The sequence below is a fragment of the Sphingopyxis sp. SCN 67-31 genome, assembly GCF_001725095.1.
In genome coordinates, this window is record NZ_MEFH01000011.1 from 72689 (window position 1) to 91140 (window position 18452).

6 protein-coding genes (1 of these 6 cut by a window edge) are annotated in these 18452 nt (G+C 68.3%); 5 read left to right on the forward strand and 1 reads right to left on the reverse strand.

What is annotated here, in order from left to right; genetic code table 11:
* From ABS88_RS00845 to ABS88_RS00865, 5 genes are all read left to right on the forward strand, one after another.
* Nucleotides 1-10273: the 3' portion of a CARDB domain-containing protein gene (locus ABS88_RS00845; protein ID WP_286748681.1), read on the forward strand. Its footprint begins 26762 nt before the window's first position; 10273 of the gene's 37035 nt are visible here — the last part of the coding sequence; the start codon falls outside the window, past its left edge; it ends in the stop codon at nucleotides 10271-10273.
* On the forward strand, nucleotides 10273-10614 hold the full coding sequence (locus ABS88_RS00850) for a DUF3467 domain-containing protein (RefSeq protein WP_067107964.1): 342 nt from the start codon (nucleotides 10273-10275) through the stop codon (nucleotides 10612-10614). The genes ABS88_RS00845 and ABS88_RS00850 overlap by 1 nt, the downstream gene beginning before the upstream one ends.
* 15 nt (nucleotides 10615-10629) lie before the next feature.
* Complete coding sequence (locus ABS88_RS00855; RefSeq protein ID WP_234002436.1) at nucleotides 10630-12483, forward strand: GAF domain-containing protein; 1854 nt, start codon at nucleotides 10630-10632, stop codon at nucleotides 12481-12483.
* A 95-nt stretch (nucleotides 12484-12578) separates the two neighbouring features.
* Entirely contained in the window at nucleotides 12579-14732 is a 2154-nt protein-coding gene (locus ABS88_RS00860) for a PqqD family peptide modification chaperone (RefSeq protein WP_076076007.1), read from the forward strand.
* On the forward strand, nucleotides 14725-16746 hold the full coding sequence (locus tag ABS88_RS00865; RefSeq protein WP_104959749.1) for a preprotein translocase subunit SecA: 2022 nt from the start codon (nucleotides 14725-14727) through the stop codon (nucleotides 16744-16746). Before ABS88_RS00860 ends, ABS88_RS00865 begins: the two co-directional genes overlap by 8 nt.
* A gap of 242 nt (nucleotides 16747-16988) precedes the next feature.
* Here the strand turns inward: ABS88_RS00865 and ABS88_RS00870 are convergent, their stop codons facing one another.
* Entirely contained in the window at nucleotides 16989-18443 is a 1455-nt protein-coding gene (locus ABS88_RS00870; RefSeq protein WP_286748682.1) for a TolC family outer membrane protein, read from the reverse strand.
* Between the last annotated feature and the right edge of the window lie 9 nt (nucleotides 18444-18452).

Sequence of the window (18452 nt, forward strand, 5' to 3'; positions counted from 1 at the left end):
GACGATGATGGCGGGCGGCGCGACGCGCCGGATCGTCACCGCGCAGGACCCCGAAAAGCAGTATTTCCTCGACGGCGCGGAAGCCGGGACCACCTATGTTTCGGGCGACACCGCCGTGGTCACGGTCGATGCCGACGGCGTGATGCGCGCGGTCGGTCCGGGGGTGACGACCGTCACCGTCATCAACCGCTTCGGCGAGGACCGCATCGAGGTGCGCGTGTCCGATCCGATCGTCGGCAATGTCGTGCAGATCGGCAAGGACGGCGCGATCGTCGCCAATACCGACGGCATCACCATCGGCTTCGGCCCCGGCGGGCTGGACGGCGACGCGACGGTGACGATCGAGTCGATCGCCCTTGATGACCTGCCGGTCGCGATGCCCAACGAGGATATCTTCGATTTCGTCGGCGCGTTCGAATTCGATGTCGCGGGCGCCGAATTGACCGGCCCCGTGCAGCTGGCGGTACCGGCCGCCGGCGGTGTCGGCGCGGTGGGCGACGAGGTCTGGTTCTTCCAGAAGATGCTGCTGCCGGTCGGCGAAAACGGCGCCGAGGTCGAGGTGTGGACCGTCATCGATTCGGGCCGCATCGACGAAGACGGCATGGCGCGCGCCGAATCGCCGCCGTTCCCCGGCCTGACGCGGCGCGGCCAGATTCTGGTGGCGCGGGTCGCGTCGCCGCTGCCGCGCATCCAGCTCGACCCCGGCTATGCCGCCGCGCTGACCGCGATCATGGTCCCGGCGCTCGGCATCGCGGCGTCGGGCGGCCTCGGCGGCGCGGTCGTCGGTCTGGGTCTTGGCGCGACGGCGATCGCGCTGATGGCCGCGCCGACGCTGTTCGGGCTCGCGGAGCTCGAGGTATGGCGCACCTATGCCGATGGGGAGGTTCTGAAAACGACGCTCGACGTCACCATCTCTCCGACCGACCTTTACACCAAGGTCACGGCCACGGTGCCGACGCCCAAGAAGATCAGCGACGGCACGCCGGAGATATTGGGCGGCACCGTGCAATTCGTGGACGGCAAGCCGGTCGCGGTGCTGACGGGGCGCAATTTCATCTATCCCGCCGCGACGGCGGCGCTGGGGGCGACGACGGCGGGCGACAGCTTCGCCGACATGCGCGTGGTGCTGCGCAACGGCAGCCAGGAGATCGTCCTGACCAGCGACAAGATCCGCGTGCGCGAAGGCGGGACGCAGGATTTCGCGGTCGTCGAGTTCGACGTGCCGCAGCGCGTCCTGCTGGGCGTCACGGAAATCCGCGTCGAACGGCCCGCCGCCGGCACGATGCTGGACGCCAAGGGGCGGATTCCCGCGAACGCCCAATATGTGGCGAGCAAGACGATCACCATTGACAACAAGGGCGGCTTTGCCTTCGCGGGCGATGCCAGCGGCGTCCAGATCATCGACCTTGCGCGCAAGGACGAAGGCGGCGCCGACCTGCTGGTGGGGCGGATCGAGTTGGGCGCGCCCGTGACCGAAATCGTCGTGACGACCGACCTCGGAAGCGCCTTCGTGGCGACCCAGAAGGGCATTGCGATCATCGATACGCTGACGCTTCAGCAATATGACGCCGATTTCGACACGCCCGAAGTGGACATGATCGAAATCCCGGGCGGGGTGACCACGCTCGCGGTCGATCCCAACAACCGCTACCTCTACGTCGGCGGGCTCGGCAAGGTCTACATCATCGACATCGACCCCGGTTCGGCGACCTACCTGCAACTGCTGGAGAATGAAACGCACGCGATCAACGTCGCGATCCGCAGCGGCGGCGAGGAGTTCGGCCACATCACCAGCATGGCGATCAACGCCGACGGCACGCGCCTCTATGTCGGCGTGCCGGTGTCGGAGATGTACGGGCCGCGCGGCTGGACCAACTATGGCAAGGACCATGGGCTGGTCATGGTCATCAACGTCGACGACCGCGACCGTCCGAAGGCCGGCCAGCCCAACGCCCGCAAGTGGCGCGAGGTGATCGGCAAGATCGACGGCGGCGTCGAGGTCTATGACATCCAGGCGACGGCGGAAGCCGACAAGATGGTGTTCGTGTCGCGCGGCGATACGCGCAACGGCGTCCACCTGCTGAGCGTCACCAACAACAATCCGATCAATTTCCAGGTCAAGCATGTCGGCGTGGCGCCGGTGATCAACGAGGGGCCGATCGGCGTCCGCGACGTCATCAACAGCATCGCCGGCATCTATTATTCATCGACCAAGCGCGTGACGCAGGGCCAGATCTTCGACCTCGACATCCGCAACGCCGCGGGCATCGCGGTGACGCCCGACCTCAGCTACATGTTCGTCGCCGACTGGGGGTTGCCCGTCTATATGTGGTACGGCGACCAGACCGTCGCCCGCGATGTCGATGCGCTGCACCAGACCGGGTCGAAGATCATGGTCATCAAGAATCCCTTCTCCGCCGCGCCGGAGATCGTGGGATCGACGACGCCGATTCCGCTGGCGTTCCTGGAGGAACTGCGCGTCGACAGTTCGGGGCAGAAACTCTACGCCAACTATCGCGGCCTCGGGAACATCGTCGTCCTCGACATCGACGTGATCCGGGGCATCACGCCGGGGGCGAAGGACACCGACGGCAGCTACAAGTGGAAGCAGACGCCGATCGACAACGTCAATTTCGGGCATCCCGACATCTATCCGATCGATCCGGAAAATCCGGGCAGCTTCGACGATCCGACCAACCCGCCCAACTATCTGTCGATCAACGTCGCCAGGCATGGGCGCGGGCTGGCGTTGCAGCAGCTCGACGCGCTCGAACTGCTCGCGCCGCTCGGCAAGCAGGACCTGCATGGCGCCAGTGCTCCGCCGCTGACCTTCGAATGGCGGCTCGATTCGACGCTGACCGGTACGAAGAACGCCAAGGCGAAGCTCTACGTCAGTTCGCTGCTCCCCGGATCGGGCCTGTGGCCCGACGATCCGCCGTCGATCCGCAACCTGTTCGACAGCGATCCGTCCGCCGCATCGATGGCCGGGGATCACCATCCCAACCGCATCCTGACGACGCGCGAACTCGACCCGGGGGCCTATCTGGTCAAGGCCGACGGCACGGTGGTCAAGCTGCCCGACGACCCGAACAATCCGCTCGACGGCCAGACCTGGCAGGTCACTTTCTCGCCCGAATATGCGAAGGCGATGACCGCGGGACAGCGTTACTACTGGGGCGTCGAAATCGTCGGCAAGGGCATGCGCGAAGCCGCGTCGTGGCAGGTCAAGGAAGTGGTGGCCGACGCCCCGTTCAACGGCGTCACGCTGCTCACCCACGGCTTCCAGCTCGGCCTCGGCATGATGAACTCGCCCGCGCTGTTCGGGTCGGCGTTCGAGCAGGACGGCGGTGTTTTCACCGACATGGCGGGCTTCATCACCGACGCCAGCGGCGGCGGCGTGGTGCTTTTCTACGACGGCAAGACCGGCGACTGGGTCGACCGCACGACGGGCAAGCGCAACGCCGCCGCGCTTGCCGAAGCGCGCGGCAAGGCGATCGTGCTGGTCAGCGACTGGTCGAGCCAGTCGGACATCACCGACACCGGCTTTGCGGAGGCCGCGGCCGATGCGCTGTTCGCGTCGCTGGTCGAGCTCAACCGCGCGTCGGGCGGCGGGATATTCCAGTCGCCGCTGCACTTCGTCGGGCACAACCGCGGCTCGGTCGTCAATTCGGAGATCATCCAGCGGCTCGGCACCTATTTCGAGGGTGCGGGGGGCGAGGACGGCATCCACATGACGACGCTGGACCCGCACGACTTCAAGCAGGACGCGCTCAACATCCCGCTGACGGACCTCGTCGAACTTCTGTTAAGCGCGGCTTCGGCGGCTACCTTCATGTTCCCGCCGCTTTCCAAGACGATCAATTACGTCAGCAAGGCCTTCACCAAGCTGATGAAGGTGGTGGGCAAGCTGGGGCTGAAACTCAATCCGGTCGAATTCGCCGACTTCTCCGATCCCACGGTGCAGGTCTGGAGCAACGTCAAGTTCGCCGACAATTATTACCAGGCGACGGGACTGACCGAGGTCAAGCTGTCGGAAATCACCGTGGGCGGCAAGACGATCACGCTGCTGCCCGACAGGATCACCGGCCCGATGAAGAAATATATCTTCACCGCGACGATGAACGGCCGGTCGCTGGTCAACAACGCGCCCGGATCGGCCGGAGGCGCCTTCACGCCCAACCGCCCCAATCTCGACGTCAACCTCGAAGGCATTTCGGGGATACAGGGCGACGACACGCTGTTCGCGATGTTCGGCCTCGGCGGACCCGACAGCCGCATCCTCCATTGGTACGCCGGCACCATCAACACCAACGTCGACAATATTCAGGGCTATCCGATCTTCCGCCGCGTCGTCGACGAGGGCCGCAGCACCTATGCGCTGGGCATCGAGACGCAGGAATTCGGCACCGCACCCTGGTATCAGGTCTATCCGGTGCTGGTGTCCGGCGGGAAGGGCGGATCGAGCGGCGCGCTCGACGGCTTCGTCTCTCCCGCGATCTGGGACGGCATCGGCACCGGCTGGTTCTTCAGCGCGGTCGGCGGGGGCGCCGGGGTGCGGCCGGGAGCGATCGGCACCATCTCGCCCGTCTATGACAACGGCAAGGTGGCGAGCGCCGACAATGACGCGGCGGTGCCGACGATCTTCAACGGGGATTTTGAAAGCGGCACCAAGCAGGCGATCACCAGCTTCCTTCAGAATTTCATCTTCGATTCGGGCTATGGACGCTTTCCGCTGTCCTATGAACTGCCCGGCTGGTCCTATCACGGCGGGTCGGGGTTCAAGCTGAACACCCAGGGCACGCTCTTCGGCTATCCGTTCCCCGATATCGACATCACCGGCATCTTCACCGTCCAGACCAGCCTTTCCACCCTGTTCAAGGAGGTGATGAACAACGTCCTGAAGAAATGGGCGGATATTCTCGCGACCAAGCTGGCCAGCGCCTTCATCCAGGAAAAGCACGGCGGACCGCCGATTCCGACGTCGGAATCGTCGGAAGGATACCGGCAATGGTACAATGAATATTGGCTCGAACGCGCGGCGGGCGATTTCAGCCAGGGCAAGGCCGCGCTGCAGGCGATGGCGACGGTCCAGATCATCCAGGCGATCGACAATCTGATCGGCCGGCTGCTCGACGCCGGGGTCAGCTTCAATACCGAGGACGGCATCGTCACCAAGGATTTCTCGCTGTCCAAGCTGTATGAAAAGTCGGCGACCGCCGACAAGGCGGGGCTGGACGGCGTCGCGTCGCTGATCACCCAGGTGTTCAACGCCTATATGGACCATTTCTTCCCGCAGCAGTCCGACTATGCGCTCATCATGGGCGGGCAGAAGCTGCTCAAGGATTTCATGTCGACGATGATCGAAACCAGCGCGATGCTGGCTGGAATCGATCCGACCTCCGGCGACGTCCAGCGCGCCGAGACGGCGGCGCATGAATTCATCGACAAGGTGGTGAATTTCAGCGCGATCACCCACAATCGCCTCTATGTGCCGGCCAATGCGAATTATCTGACGTTCGACACCTTCGTGCCGTGGATGATGACGGCCAATGCCGCGATCAAGGTGACCTTCACGCCGGTGGATTCCAGCCTCGGCTCGCACAGCGAGATCGTTCAGCTCAAGCCCGGCTTCATGTCGAACAACAGCTACAGCGTCGAAGTGCCGCAGGCCTATAAGGGCAAGGTCATCACCTTCACGCTCGAGCCGGTGGACATGGAAAACACCGCCACCATCGAGCACGCCTTCATGGAGCCTTCCGGGATCGAATATCGCATCCTGTGGCCCAAGACGGCGGAAGGATCGCGGCTGCTGAGCGAGCTCGATGCCGACCAGATGCGGCTGCTGGAACAGCAGGGCGACTGGCTGGTCAAGCATCCCGACGTCAAGGTCCGCATCTATGGCTATGCCGACGAGCGCGGGGACGTGGCCTATAACGACCAGCTCGGGCTCGATCGCGCGGCGGCGATCACGCAGTTCCTGCGCAAATATCTGGCCGACCGCAACGCGCATCCCGAACGCGTGCTCGATCCGATCAGCCGCGGCGAGCGCTTCCCCAGCATGCAGGAGAAGGACACGGAAACGCGCTGGACGATGGACCGCCGGACCGAAATGCTGGTGGAAACATGGGATGGCGTCCCGACCAGCGGCGTCGACAGGACCATCGACCTGTCGGAGACGCTGAGCCAGATCTTCCTGCTCGACGCCGTGCGCTTCACGGCCGTGAAGTCGGGCTCGCCGATCCTGCTCGACCCCAGGGACATGGTGACGACGTCGGCGGTGGAACCGCTGACCGCGGACCAGCTCGCGCCGATCGTCACCGCGGCGCAGGCGCGCTGGGTCGCGTCGGGGCTGATCGACGGCGCGGGCGCTGCGCTCGACCGGATCACGGTCGAGATCGGCGAACTGCCCGACGGCGCGCTCGCCCGGTTCGAGAACGGCGTCATCACGATCGACGCGGATGCCGCGGGCCGCGGCTGGTTCGTCGATACGACGCCGATGGACGACGCGGAATATGAAGGCGGAACGCTGGCGCAGCTGCTCGCCGCCGCGCTGGGCAGCGAAGCCGAGGGCAAGGTCGACCTGCTGACCGTCGTGATGCACGAGATGGGGCATGCGTTGCGGCTCGACGACGTGCCGACCAGCCAGCCGACGCGGTTGATGACCGAGATGATCCGGCTCGGCGAACGGCGCCTGCCGAGCGCCGCCGATGTGCCCGACGCGACGAAGCCCGCGACGCCGCAGGGCGACACCGGCACGCCGCCGCCGACGATCACCCTGTCGTCGACGCCGGGCGGCGCGGGCGTGCTCGCGGTCCCGCCGGGCAGCGGATTGCCGCTGGCGTCGGGACCCGTGGTCACCACGCTCACCAACGGCGATTTCGCCGCCGCGGACGGCTGGAGCGCCTTCGGCGGCGCGAGCGTCACGGGCAGCGAGGGCGTGCTTGCCGAGGACGGGCGCTATCTGTCCTATCTGCGCCAGGCCTTCGCCATTCCCGACGGCGCGACGGAGATCAGCTTCGTCATCCGCTCAGCCACGCTCGGCACCAACGGCAGCCTGCCGCCCGACGCGTTCGAGGTCGCGTTGCTCGACCCGGTCACCGGCCGGTCTCTGCTCGGCGCGCTCGACGGGCTGGACCTGACCGATGCGTTCCTCAACCTGCAGGCCGACGGGACGCTGCACCTTGCGCAGGGGGTCAGCGTAACCGGGACGCCCGGCAGCGGGTCGGCGGTCGTGACCGTGTCGCTGCTCGGCGTGGCGCGCGGCAACGGCGCCCTGCTGTCGTTCGACCTGATCGGCATGGGCGATCAGGACAGCCGGGTCGTCATCGACGATGTGACCTTCCGCACCGTGCCCAACCAGGCGCCGGTCGCGGTCGACGACGCCGTGGAAGTCGATGAGGACGGTTCTGTCCTGATCGATATGCTCGCCAACGACAGCGATGCCGACGGCGATGCGCTGACCGTCGCCATCCTGACCGGCCCGACGCGCGGCACGCTGTTGCCGCCGACGGTGCCGGGCGGGCCGTGGACCTATGTGCCCGATGCCGATTTCTTCGGGACCGACAGCTTTACCTACACGATCACCGACGGGCTGAGCACACCGGTCTCCGCGACCGTTTCGATCACCGTCAACCCGGTGAACGATGCGCCGGTCCTGGAGCCGGTGGCGAATCGCAGCGTGGTCGAAGGCACGGCGCTGTCGGTGCAGCTTGCCGCGACCGATGTCGACGATGCGGCGGCAGCGCTGACCTGGACGCTCGTCGAAGGGCCGGCCGGGATGACGCTGTCGTCGAACGGCCTGCTCGCCTGGACGGCGGCGGGGCTGGGCGACCGGACCGTGACGGTTCGCGTCACCGATGCCGCTGGCCTGTCGGCCGAACGCAGCTTCCTGCTTCGGGTGACGCCGGTCGGCAACGAAGCGCCGGTTCTGGCGCCGATCGCGCCGCAGAGCGTCGAACAGGGCAAGGCGCTGACCGTGCCGCTGTCGGCGAGCGACGCCGATGACGCGGCGGAGACGCTGGTCTGGTCGCTGGTCAGCGGTCCTGCGGGTGCGACCGTGGGCGCCGACGGCGTGTTCCATTGGGTCGCGACCGGCGCGGCCGGGCCGCGCGAGGTGGTGGTGCGCGTAACCGATCCGAAGGGCGCGTTCAGCGAGCAACGCTTCACCATCACCGTGGCGGCGGCGGCCAACGAAGCACCGGTGCTGGCGCCGATCCCCGCGCAGAGCATAGAGCGCGGGCGGCTGCTGAACGTCGCGCTGTCCGCGAGCGATGCCGACGACGCGGCGGAGACGCTGGTTTATAGCCTCGTCAGCGGTCCCGCAGGGGCGCGGGTGACGGCGGACGGGCGGTTCGAGTGGATCGCCGCAGGTGCCGCCGACACGCAGATGGTGACGGTGCGCGTGACCGATCCCAAGGGGGCGTTCAGCGAGCAGAGCTTCGCCATTGCCCGGCTTGCCAGTTCCAACCTGCCGCCGGTGATCTCCCCCGTGGCGGGCATCGTGGTGGACGAAGGGCAGGCCGTTTCGGTCCAGCTGGCCGCCAGCGATCCCGATGGCGACGCGAGTGCGCTCGTCTGGACGCTGGTGTCGGGGCCGGAGGGAGCGAGTATCGACGCCAGCGGCCGGTTCACCTGGCAGGCGCTCGACGGCGATGCGACGGTGCCGGTCGTCGTCCGCGTGACCGATGCGGGCGGCGCGTCGGCCGAACTCGCCTTTGCCATCGCAGTCCGCGACGTCGCGCCGACGCTGTCGGTGACCGGCGAAGCGACGGGGCAGGTCGCGCAGAGCTATACCGTGCTGCTCGGCGCCGTCGATCCCGGTCAGGACACGCCGATCGAGTGGATCATCGACTGGGGCGACGGCTCTACGCCGACGCGGATCGTCGGCACCGCCACGGCGGCAAGCCACGACTATGCGGTGGCGGGCAACTATGTCGTCCGGGCGACACTGGTCAACGAGGACGGCAGCTTTGCCGCCGTGCCGCTGGCGCTGTCGATCGCCGATCAGCCGCAGACGCCGCCGCTTCAGGTGACGCAGGCGACGATCGCCGACGGTATCCTGACGATCCGCTTCTCGCAGCCGCTGGGCGCCGAGCAGGCCGGGCGGACGGTGACGCTGGTCGGCGAGCGCTTCGGGGCGATTGCGGCGACGATCCGTTACGACGCCGATGGACAGGGCTTCACCCTGTCGCGCACCGACGGCAAGCCGCTGCAATACGACCGCTACAGCCTGTTCATCGGCGACGACGGCTTCCTGAGCCGTGACGGCCGGTTGCTCGACGGCGATGGCGATGGGGCCGAGGGCGGCGACTATCGCGCCTCGATCCTGTTCGCGCGCGCCGCGGCGGGAACCGCCGAGCTGCCCGACTTCGTGCGCGGGCCCGGCGAGCAGGTCGATGTGCCGCTGGCCGACCGTGCGGGCCTGCAGGTGCGCTTCACCAGCGAGGGCGGGGTCAGGACGCTGTCCTTCCGCGTCACCTACGACCCGGCGCTGCTGACGATCGACGGCATATTGCGCGGGGCCGATCTTCCGGCCGACGCGGTCGTCGACTTCCGCGCCGAAGCCGCGCCGGGCGGCAAGCGCGTGGCGATCGTCTCGATCGTCAGCGACACGCCGATCCCGGCGGGCGCGATCTGGCTGCTCAGCTTCGACGCGCGCGTTCCGGCCGACGCACCCTATGGCGCGAGTGAGCGGCTGACGGTCACCGTCGACAGCATCAACGCGGCGGCGCCGAGTTCGACGCGCATGGACGAGGCGGTGCAACTTGTCGGCTTCCTCGACGACCGCTCGCCCGAATTCGACGCGCTGCGCCAGGTCGAGCGAGTCGTCGACGGCCTGCCGATCCTGTCGTCTTCGTCGGCGGAGCGGCCGCATTTCGATGCCGTTACCTATGGCACGCACGCGGCGGTCGCCAAATGGGCGGGCGACATCCATGCCACCGCTTCGGGCAAGACGAAGAAGGCCAAGGAGATCGCCGCCGCGAAGGATGCCGCGCGCAAGAAGGACGCCAAGGCTGAAACCGCGCCAGCCGCTCCGCGCGGCAGGCAGACCGCCGTGGCGACGATCGACTTCGGCGCCACGCCGGTGCTGATCGCGAAAACCGAAGCGCCGGAGCAGGTCGATGCGCCGCTGGTACAGTGGCTCGCCGGCGCGGTGGATGACGGCGACGCGCTCGACCTGATGCCGGTGGCGCTGCCGGCGCTGCTGCTCGACCGCCGTTCCGATCCGCGCCCGCGCCGCGGCAAGGGCCGCAGGAACAAGGATCGTAAATGATGAGCGACGACAAGCGACCGGCGAAGGCGAAAGCGGGTGGACGCGCGGCGGCCGGCAAGAACACGCCCGCGCCGCCGCCGCGTCAGCAGACGCTGAAGTTCCGCACCGACAATCTGAAGAGCAGCTATTGCAACATGGCCAACGTCACCTCGACCCGCGAAGAGGTGGTGCTGAATTTCGGGGTCAATCAGAATTGGGACCAGCCCGGCGCCGCGCCGGGACCGCTCGAGGTCGATGTCCAGCACCGCGTGATCCTCAGCCCCTTTGCCGCGAAGCGCCTCAGCGATGCGCTGGGCCAGTTGGTGCGCGATTATGAGCAGCGCTATGGCCCGCTCGGCTGATGCGCGGATGACCGGGTGAGCGTGGCGGCCGACATCGGGACCGCGTCGCGGTCGCAGGGGGCGGACGAGGCCCGGCTGTGGGCATCGCTGGCGTCGGCGCGCGACGCGGGGTCCTTCTGCCAGGCCTGGCTCGACTTGCAATGCGCCCGCACGCGCGGGGTCAGCGCCGGACTGATCCTGCTCGAGGGCACCGGCGGCGCCTTCGCCCCCGCGGCGGGATGGCCCGCCGGCCCGCAGGAGCACCCCCATCTGCGCAAGGTCGCCGAGGCGACGCTCGCGAACGGGCAGGTGGTGGTCGAAGGCGATGCGGACGATCCCGACACGATGGGCATCGGCTATCCGATCGCCGCCGACGGGCGGATGATGGGCGCGGTGCTGCTCGCCGTGACCGGGCTGACCTCGCCGCAGATGCAGTTGCTGCTGCGCGAACTCCACTGGGGCGTCGGCTGGATTCACTCGCTGGTCTGGCAGCACTGCTCCGCCGGCGACGAAGGGCGCACGGAGGCGGCGACCGCGGCGATGGACGTACTTGCGGCGATGCAGGAGCATGACACGCTGGCCGAGGCGGAACTGGCGCTGTGCAATGCGGCGACGATCGCCCTCGACGCCGACCGGGTGTCGCTGGGGCTGGTGCAGGGCGACCGCGTCAAGCTGTCCGCCATGTCGCACGGTGCGTGGTTCCGCAAACGGTCGGACGTCGCCGAGGCGCTGGAAGCCGCGATGGACGAGGCGATGGACCAGGACATGCTGCTGTCGGTCCCGCTGGTGCGCGAAGGCGATCCGATCCTGTTGCAGCAGGACCGCCTGCTCGCGCTGGCGGGCAAGGGCGCGGTCGCCAGCGTGCCGATGACCGACCGCGGACTGCCGGTCGGGGTGCTGACGATCGAGCGCGCGGTCGATGCCGATCCGTTCGATGCTCGCGACCTGCTGCTCGCCGAAACGATCGCGGCGCTGGTGGCGCCGGGGATCGCGCTGCGGCGGCGCGAGGAAAGATGGATCGGCGGCCGCGTCCGGCGGCACGGCATGGACGGCGCGCGCGCGCTGTTCGGCCCGCGCCGTCCGCTGGCGAAGGCGCTGGGGATCGGCGCACTGCTGTTGCTGCTGATCCTGTTCATTCCGTTCGCCCAGTTTCAGGTGCGCGCCGACGCCGAACTCGAAGGCCAGGTGCAGCGCGCGGCCTCGGCGCCCTTCTCGGGCTTCATCGCGCGGTCGCAGGCGCGCGCCGGGGACGTCGTGCGTGCGGGACAGGTGCTTGCGACGCTCGACGACCGCGACCTGATCGTCGACCGCGCCCGCGCGCTCGGCGAGGTGCAGCAGCTCGACCGCCGCTATCGCGAGGCGCTGGCCAAGCACGAGCGCGCCGACATGAGCCTGGCCGGCGCGCAGCTTCGCCAGGCGGAGGCGAGCCTGCGCCTGATCGAATACAAGCTCGCGCGCACGCGCATCGTCGCGCCGCTGTCGGGCGTGCTGGTGTCGGGCGACCTCAGCCAGAAGGTGGGGACGCCGGTCGAGGAGGGCGACGTGCTGTTCGAGGTCGCACCGCTCGGCAGCTTCCGTGTCGTACTGAACGTCGCGGAGGAGGATGTGAATTATCTGCGCCCCGGGCAGCAGGGCCGCTTCGCGCCCACGGGACTCGCGGGCGAGACGGTGCCCTTCACCGTCAGGCGGATCACGTCGGTCACGGCCAATGTCGATGGCGAGAATGTATTCCGCGTCGAGGCGGAACTGGCGGGCGACCGCCGCGCGGTGCTGCGCCCGGGCATGGAAGGCGTCGCCAAGGTGAAGATCGACCGGCGCAGCAACGCCTGGATCTGGACGCGCGGCCTGCGCGAATGGTTGCGGCTGTTCTTCTGGAAGTGGCTGCCCTAGAGCATGAAGTATTTCGTTGAATCCGTTCGTGTCGAGCGAAGTCGAGACACCCATCGGCCCGGCGCCACGCTGATGGCTGTCGGATTGGGCGCGCGATGGCCAATCCCTTTGAAAGCGCCTCCTGGTTCCAGGTCGCCCGGCTGAGGCCCCGGCTCAAGACGCATGTGCGCGTCCGGCGCCATCGCTATCGCGGCACGGTGCAATATGTGCTCGACGACGGCGCCGCCGGCAAGGCGCACCGGCTGACGAAGGGCGCGTGGCGCTTCGTCGGGCGGCTCGACGGCGAACGGACGGTCGAGCAGTTGTGGGAGCGGCTGGTCGAGGAACTGGGCGAGGACGCGCCGACGCAGGACGACGTCATCACGGCGCTCGGCCAATTGCACGGGTCCGACCTGCTGTCCACCGACATGCTTCCCGATACCGGCGAGCTCATCAAGCGGCAGAGGAAGCAGCGGCGGCAACTGCTGATGCAGAATCTGAAAAGCCCGATGTCGCTGCGGATTCCGCTGGTCGATCCCGATGCCTTCCTGACCCGCGCGATGCCGTGGGTGCGGCCGCTGTTCGGCTGGGCCGGGCTGGCGCTGTGGCTCGCGGTGGTCGGCGCGGCGCTGCTGGTCGTCGGCACCCACTGGCAGGAACTGACGACCAATATCATCGACCGGGTGCTGTCGACCGACAATCTGCTGATCATGGCGGTCTGCTATCCGCTGGTGAAGACGATCCACGAACTCGGCCACGGCTTCGCCGCCAAGGCATGGGGACGCGAGGTGCGCGAGATGGGCGTGATGCTGCTCGTGCTCTTTCCGGTCCCCTATGTCGACGCGTCGGCGGCGAGCGCCTTGCCGAACAAGTGGCAGCGGGCGCTGGTCGGTGCTGCCGGGATGGTGTCCGAACTGTTCGTCGCCGGGATTGCCGCGCTGCTGTGGGTTGTGCTGGAGCCCGGGCTCGCGCGCAGTTTCGCCTATAACGTCATGCTGATCGCCGGCATCTCGACCGTGTTGGTCAACGGCAATCCGCTGCTGCGCTTCGACGGCTATTATATCCTCGCCGACCTGCTCGAAATCCCCAACCTCGGCTCGCGCGCCAATCGCTATTGGGGCGATCTGGTCAACCGGCATGTCTTTCGCACCCACGACATGCCGCCGTTCGACGCGACGCCGGGCGAGAAACGCTGGTTCCTCGTCTACGCCCCGGCGGCCTTCGTCGCGCGCATGGTGATGCTGTTCGGCATCGCGCTGATCGTTGCGTCGCGTTTTTTCCTGATCGGCGTCCTGATCGCGCTGTGGACGCTGTGGACCGGGGTCGGCCTGCCGCTGTGGAAGATGGGGGCGCATGTCGTCAGTAGCCCGCAGCTCCATCGCAACCGGGGCTTCGCGATGCGGCTGACGGGCGGCGCGGTGGCGGCGGCGCTGCTGATCCTGTTCGTCATTCCGGCGCCGCACCACGTCAACGCGCAGGGGGTGGTGTGGCTGCCCGACCAGGCGCATGTGCGCGCCGCGACCGGCGGCTTCATCACCCGCGTCGCCGTGGGGGAGGGGAGCCAAGTCCGCACCGGACAGTTGCTGATCGAGACCAGCCAGCCGACGCTGGAGACCGACGTCGCGCGGCTCGACTGGCGGCGGCGCGAGTTGCAGGCGGCGGCCGATGCCGAACTGGGCGGCGACCGCGTCAAGCGTCAGATCGGTCAGTTCGCGATCGACGAGGCCGAACAGAAGCTGGCGATCCAGCGCGAGCGCTATGGCGAGCTTCGCCTGCTCGCGGGGGCGGAGGGGCGGTTCGTCACCGCGCTGGCGCCCGCGTCGGACCTGCCGGGGCGGCATGTCCGCCAGGGCGAACTGATCGGCTATGTCACCCCCGGACAGGCGGAGGTGGTGCGCGTCGCGGTGACTCAGGACGACATCGACCTCGTCCGCCGCGAACTCGTCCGCGTCCGCTACCGCATCGCCGCGCTGCCCGGCGCGACGCACGAAGGGCGTGTGGTGCGCGAGGTGCCCGGCGGCACGCGCGACCTGCCGAGCGAGGCGCTGGCGCTGGGCAAGGGCGGCACCATTCCCACCGACCCGACCGATCCGAACGGGCGCAAGGCGCTGGGCCGCGTCTTCCTGTTCGACATCGGCCTGCCGCCCGAACTGCGGCAGGTGCCGTTCGGGACGCGCGTCCATGTCCGCTTCCAGCTCGGCTGGGAGCCGATCGGCTGGCAGGTGGCGCGGCGGCTGCGCCAGTTGCTGTTGTCGCGGTTCAATGCCTGAGCTGTCCGTCCTCCGCGAGCGCGCCCGCGACCTGTGGCGCGAGGTGCGCAGCGACGCGCGCCCGGTCATCGCGCCCTATCCCGAGCGCGGCCCCGCGCCGTCGTGGAAATGGGATCGCCCCGTCGACCTGTTCGTCGGCCGCGCGCTGGCGGGCGAGCGGCCCGCCATGCTCGCGCGGGCGGAGGCGATCGCGGAGGCGGCGGAGGCGCTCCGCCCGCTGGATGACGCGGACCTCGACGCGCGCTGCGCCGCGCTGCGCGTCAGGCTGATGCGTCATGGGCTTTCCGACCCGGCGTTGATCGATCAATGCTTTGCGCTGATCCGCGAGGTGACGGGGCGGATGCTGGGGATGCGGCATTTTCCCGTGCAGTTGATGGGCGGTCTGGTGATGGTCGAGGGCGGCCTCGCCGAAATGGCGACGGGGGAGGGCAAGACGATCACCGCGCTGCTTCCGGCCATCACCGGGGCGATGGCGGGCATGCCGGTGCATGTGTTCACGGTGAACGACTATCTCGCGGAGCGCGACGCCGCCAAGCTGCGCCCCGTCTACGAACGCTTCGGGCTCAGCCTGGGGGTGGTGATCCACGGGCAGGAGACGCCCGAGCGCCGCGCCGCCTATCGCGCCGACGTCGTCTATGGCACCAACAAGGAAATCACCTTCGACTATCTGCGCGACCAGACCGCGCTGGGGCCAAAGCGCGGCGCGGCGCGGCGGGTGATGCGCGACCTGTTCGGCGACCGCGCCCGCGAACCGCTGATCATGCGCGGCCTCTATTTCGCCGTGGTCGACGAGGCCGATTCGATCTTCATCGACGAGGCGCGCACGCCGCTGATCCTGTCGGCCGAGATGCCGGCGAACGACGACGGCCTGTATCTGGCCGCGCTCGAACTGGTGCGCCAACTGGAGGAGGGACGCCATTACCGCATCCGCGAGGCCGACCGCGCGGTCGAACTGACCGAGCGCGGACATCGCGTCGTCGCCGAGCTGTCGGAAGGGCTGCCGCAGACGCGCTGGCGGATTCGGCAGGCGCGCGAGCAGATCGCGTCGCAGGCAATCGCGGCACTGCGCCTCTATCAACGCGACCGCGACTATATCGTCGCCGAGGACAAGGTGCAGATCGTCGATGAATCGACCGGCCGCGTGATGGCCGACCGGTCGTGGGAGGGCGGGCTGCACCAGTTGATCGAGGCGAAGGAGGAGGTCGAGCTGTCGGGCACGCGCAACACGATGGCGCGCATCACCTATCAGCGTTTCTTCCGCCGCTATCTGCGCCTGTCGGGGATGAGCGGGACGGTGAAGGAAACCGCGCCCGAACTGTGGGCCGACTATGGACTGAAGGTCACGGTCGTGCCGCGCAACCGCCCCAATCTGCGCCGCGATCGCGGGCACCGGCTCCATGCCGACGCCGCCTCGAAATGGGCGGCGGTGGCAGAGGCGGTGCGCACGGTGCGCGAGGAGGAAGGGCAGCGGCCGATCCTCGTCGGGACGCGCTCGGTCGGGGATTCCGAGGCGGTTGCCGCCGCGCTCGACCGCATCGGCATCGCCTGCCGCATCCTCAACGCGCGGCAGGACGCCGAAGAGGCGGAGATCGTCGCGGCGGCGGGCCGGATCGGCGCGGTGACGGTCGCGACCAACATGGCCGGACGCGGCACCGATATCGAATTGTCGAAGGAAGCGCATGCGGCGGGCGGGCTGCACGTCATCCTGACCGCCTTTCACGAAACCCCGCGCATCGACCGCCAGCTCGAAGGGCGCGCCGGGCGGCAGGGCGATCCCGGCAGCACGCAGGCGATCACCGCCATCGACGACGAGCTTTACGCGCTGTTCGCCCCGCGCGCCGCACGGGCGCTGAAAGCGTCGGCAAAGGTCTGGCCGATAGAGGGGCGTCCCGCGAACCTGCTGCGCCGCTGGGCGCAGGGCGCGGCCGAGCGGCGTCATGCCGCGTCGCGCCGCCAGACCGAATTGTCCGAGGAACGTCTGCAAAAGACCATGGCGTTCAGCGGCACGGCGTAGGGGGCGGGCCCTGAAGATCGCATCAGGCTTTCTTCCGCGTTTGCGCCGACCCTGGATCGGGTCGGCACATATGTCTTCAGGCAGGTAAGGGGTTGTTCCCCGGCGAAAGCCGGGGTCCACGCGGGCAGCACTGTGCCATCTGGACCCCGGCTTTCGCCGGGGAACAGCTCGTTGTCGAAACGGGATGATCGCCGATCGGGCCGGTGGCGGCGCTCTGGCAATCGGAAGCCTTCCCGCCGGCGTCAGGGCGTCTTGATGACGGCGTCCTGCGCCGGCGTCGCAGCCGTTCCGGTCGCGACCGGCTGCGGAATCGGCGAATCGGCCTCGAACAGCGAGACGCGATCGCGCACATCGTCGTAATGGACCATCGGATCGTAGAGCAGCGACGTTTCGAAATCGAGGTGGCGCGCCTCGGCCCGGCCCATCGCGGCGAGCAGGGCAAAGCCGGCGACATAGGCATCGCGCTCGGCCGTCACCAGCGTGACCTCGGCATTCAGCAGTTCCTGATCGGCGTTGAGCTGGTCGAGCAGGGGACGCAGGCCGTTCTTCACTTCGGCGCGGATTCCGACCAAAGCCCGCTCGTTGGCGCGCGCGCCGCTGCGCGCCGCGTCGATGACCCGGCTGGTCGATCGCCAGTTGGCGAAGGCGGAGCGCGTTTCCGCCACCGCATCGCGCTCGGCGGCGGCGATCTGCTCGACCGTCACGCCGTATTTCTGCCGCGCCTGCCGCGCCTGCGCTGCGACGCGGCCGCCCTGATAGAGCGGCATCTTCAACTGTACGCCGACATAGCCGGTCGTTCCCTGATCGCGGTTGCGCGGTCCGGTGTTCGGCGCCAGCGACCCCAGATAATCATAGCGGTTGAGCCCGCCGATCGCGCTGACGCGCGGCAGATTCTCGGCATCGGCGACATCGATATCGTGCCTTGCGGCGCGGTTTTCGGCCTGCGCCGCGAGCAGCGCGGCGTTGTTGTCGAGCGCGACGCGCACCGCTTCCTCCGATGTCGCCGGGAATTGCGGCAGCGGCGGGGGCGGGGCGAGGTCGCCCGGCGGGTTGCCGACGAGGCGGATATAATTCTCCCGGCTCGCGATCAGCCGCGCTTCGGCGGTTTCGAGCTGGCTGATGGCGAGCGCGACGCGCGCTTCCGCCTGCGCGACATCGGTCGGTCCGGCGTCGCCGACGTCGAAGCGGTCGCGCGTCTGGGCCAGCGTATAGTCGATCACCGACCTGTTGCGCTGGTTGAGGCGCACCGTCGCTTCGTCGCGGATGACGTCCATATAGGCCGCGACGACGCGGGTGAAGAGGTCCGATTCGGTGCTGCGCAGGCCGTGGCGGCTGGCGTCGCTGCGGGCTTCGGCCGACCGCACCGAATTGCGGACGGCGCCGAAGCTGATCAGCGGGACGTTCATGTTGAGCTGTCCGACGAGCTGGCGATCGGGGTCGGAGGTGAAGAGGTTGCCGGTCTGATCGCCCTTCAGGACATTTTCCTGATAGACCGCAGAGGCTTCGAGCGTCGGCCGGCCCGCGGCACGCGCGATCGGGACATTCTCGTCGCCCGCGCGCACCTGCGCGCGCTGCGCGGTCAGCGTCGGGTTCGAACGATAGGCGGCCTCCAGCGCCTGGTGCAGCGTTTCGGCCTGCGCGACCCCCGAAGCGAGCAGCATCGCGGCGCCCCCCAGCAGTGCCATTTTTCGCATCATCGCTCGAAT

Coding starts and splice junctions, on each gene's coding strand:
- ABS88_RS00865 (WP_104959749.1), top strand. CDS start 14,725: ATGCCTGAGCTGTCCGTCCTCCGCGAGCGCGCCCGCGACCTGTGGCGC.
- ABS88_RS00850 (WP_067107964.1), top strand. CDS start 10,273: ATGAGCGACGACAAGCGACCGGCGAAGGCGAAAGCGGGTGGACGCGCG.
- ABS88_RS00870 (WP_286748682.1), bottom strand. CDS start 18,443: ATGATGCGAAAAATGGCACTGCTGGGGGGCGCCGCGATGCTGCTCGCT.
- ABS88_RS00860 (WP_076076007.1), top strand. CDS start 12,579: ATGGCCAATCCCTTTGAAAGCGCCTCCTGGTTCCAGGTCGCCCGGCTG.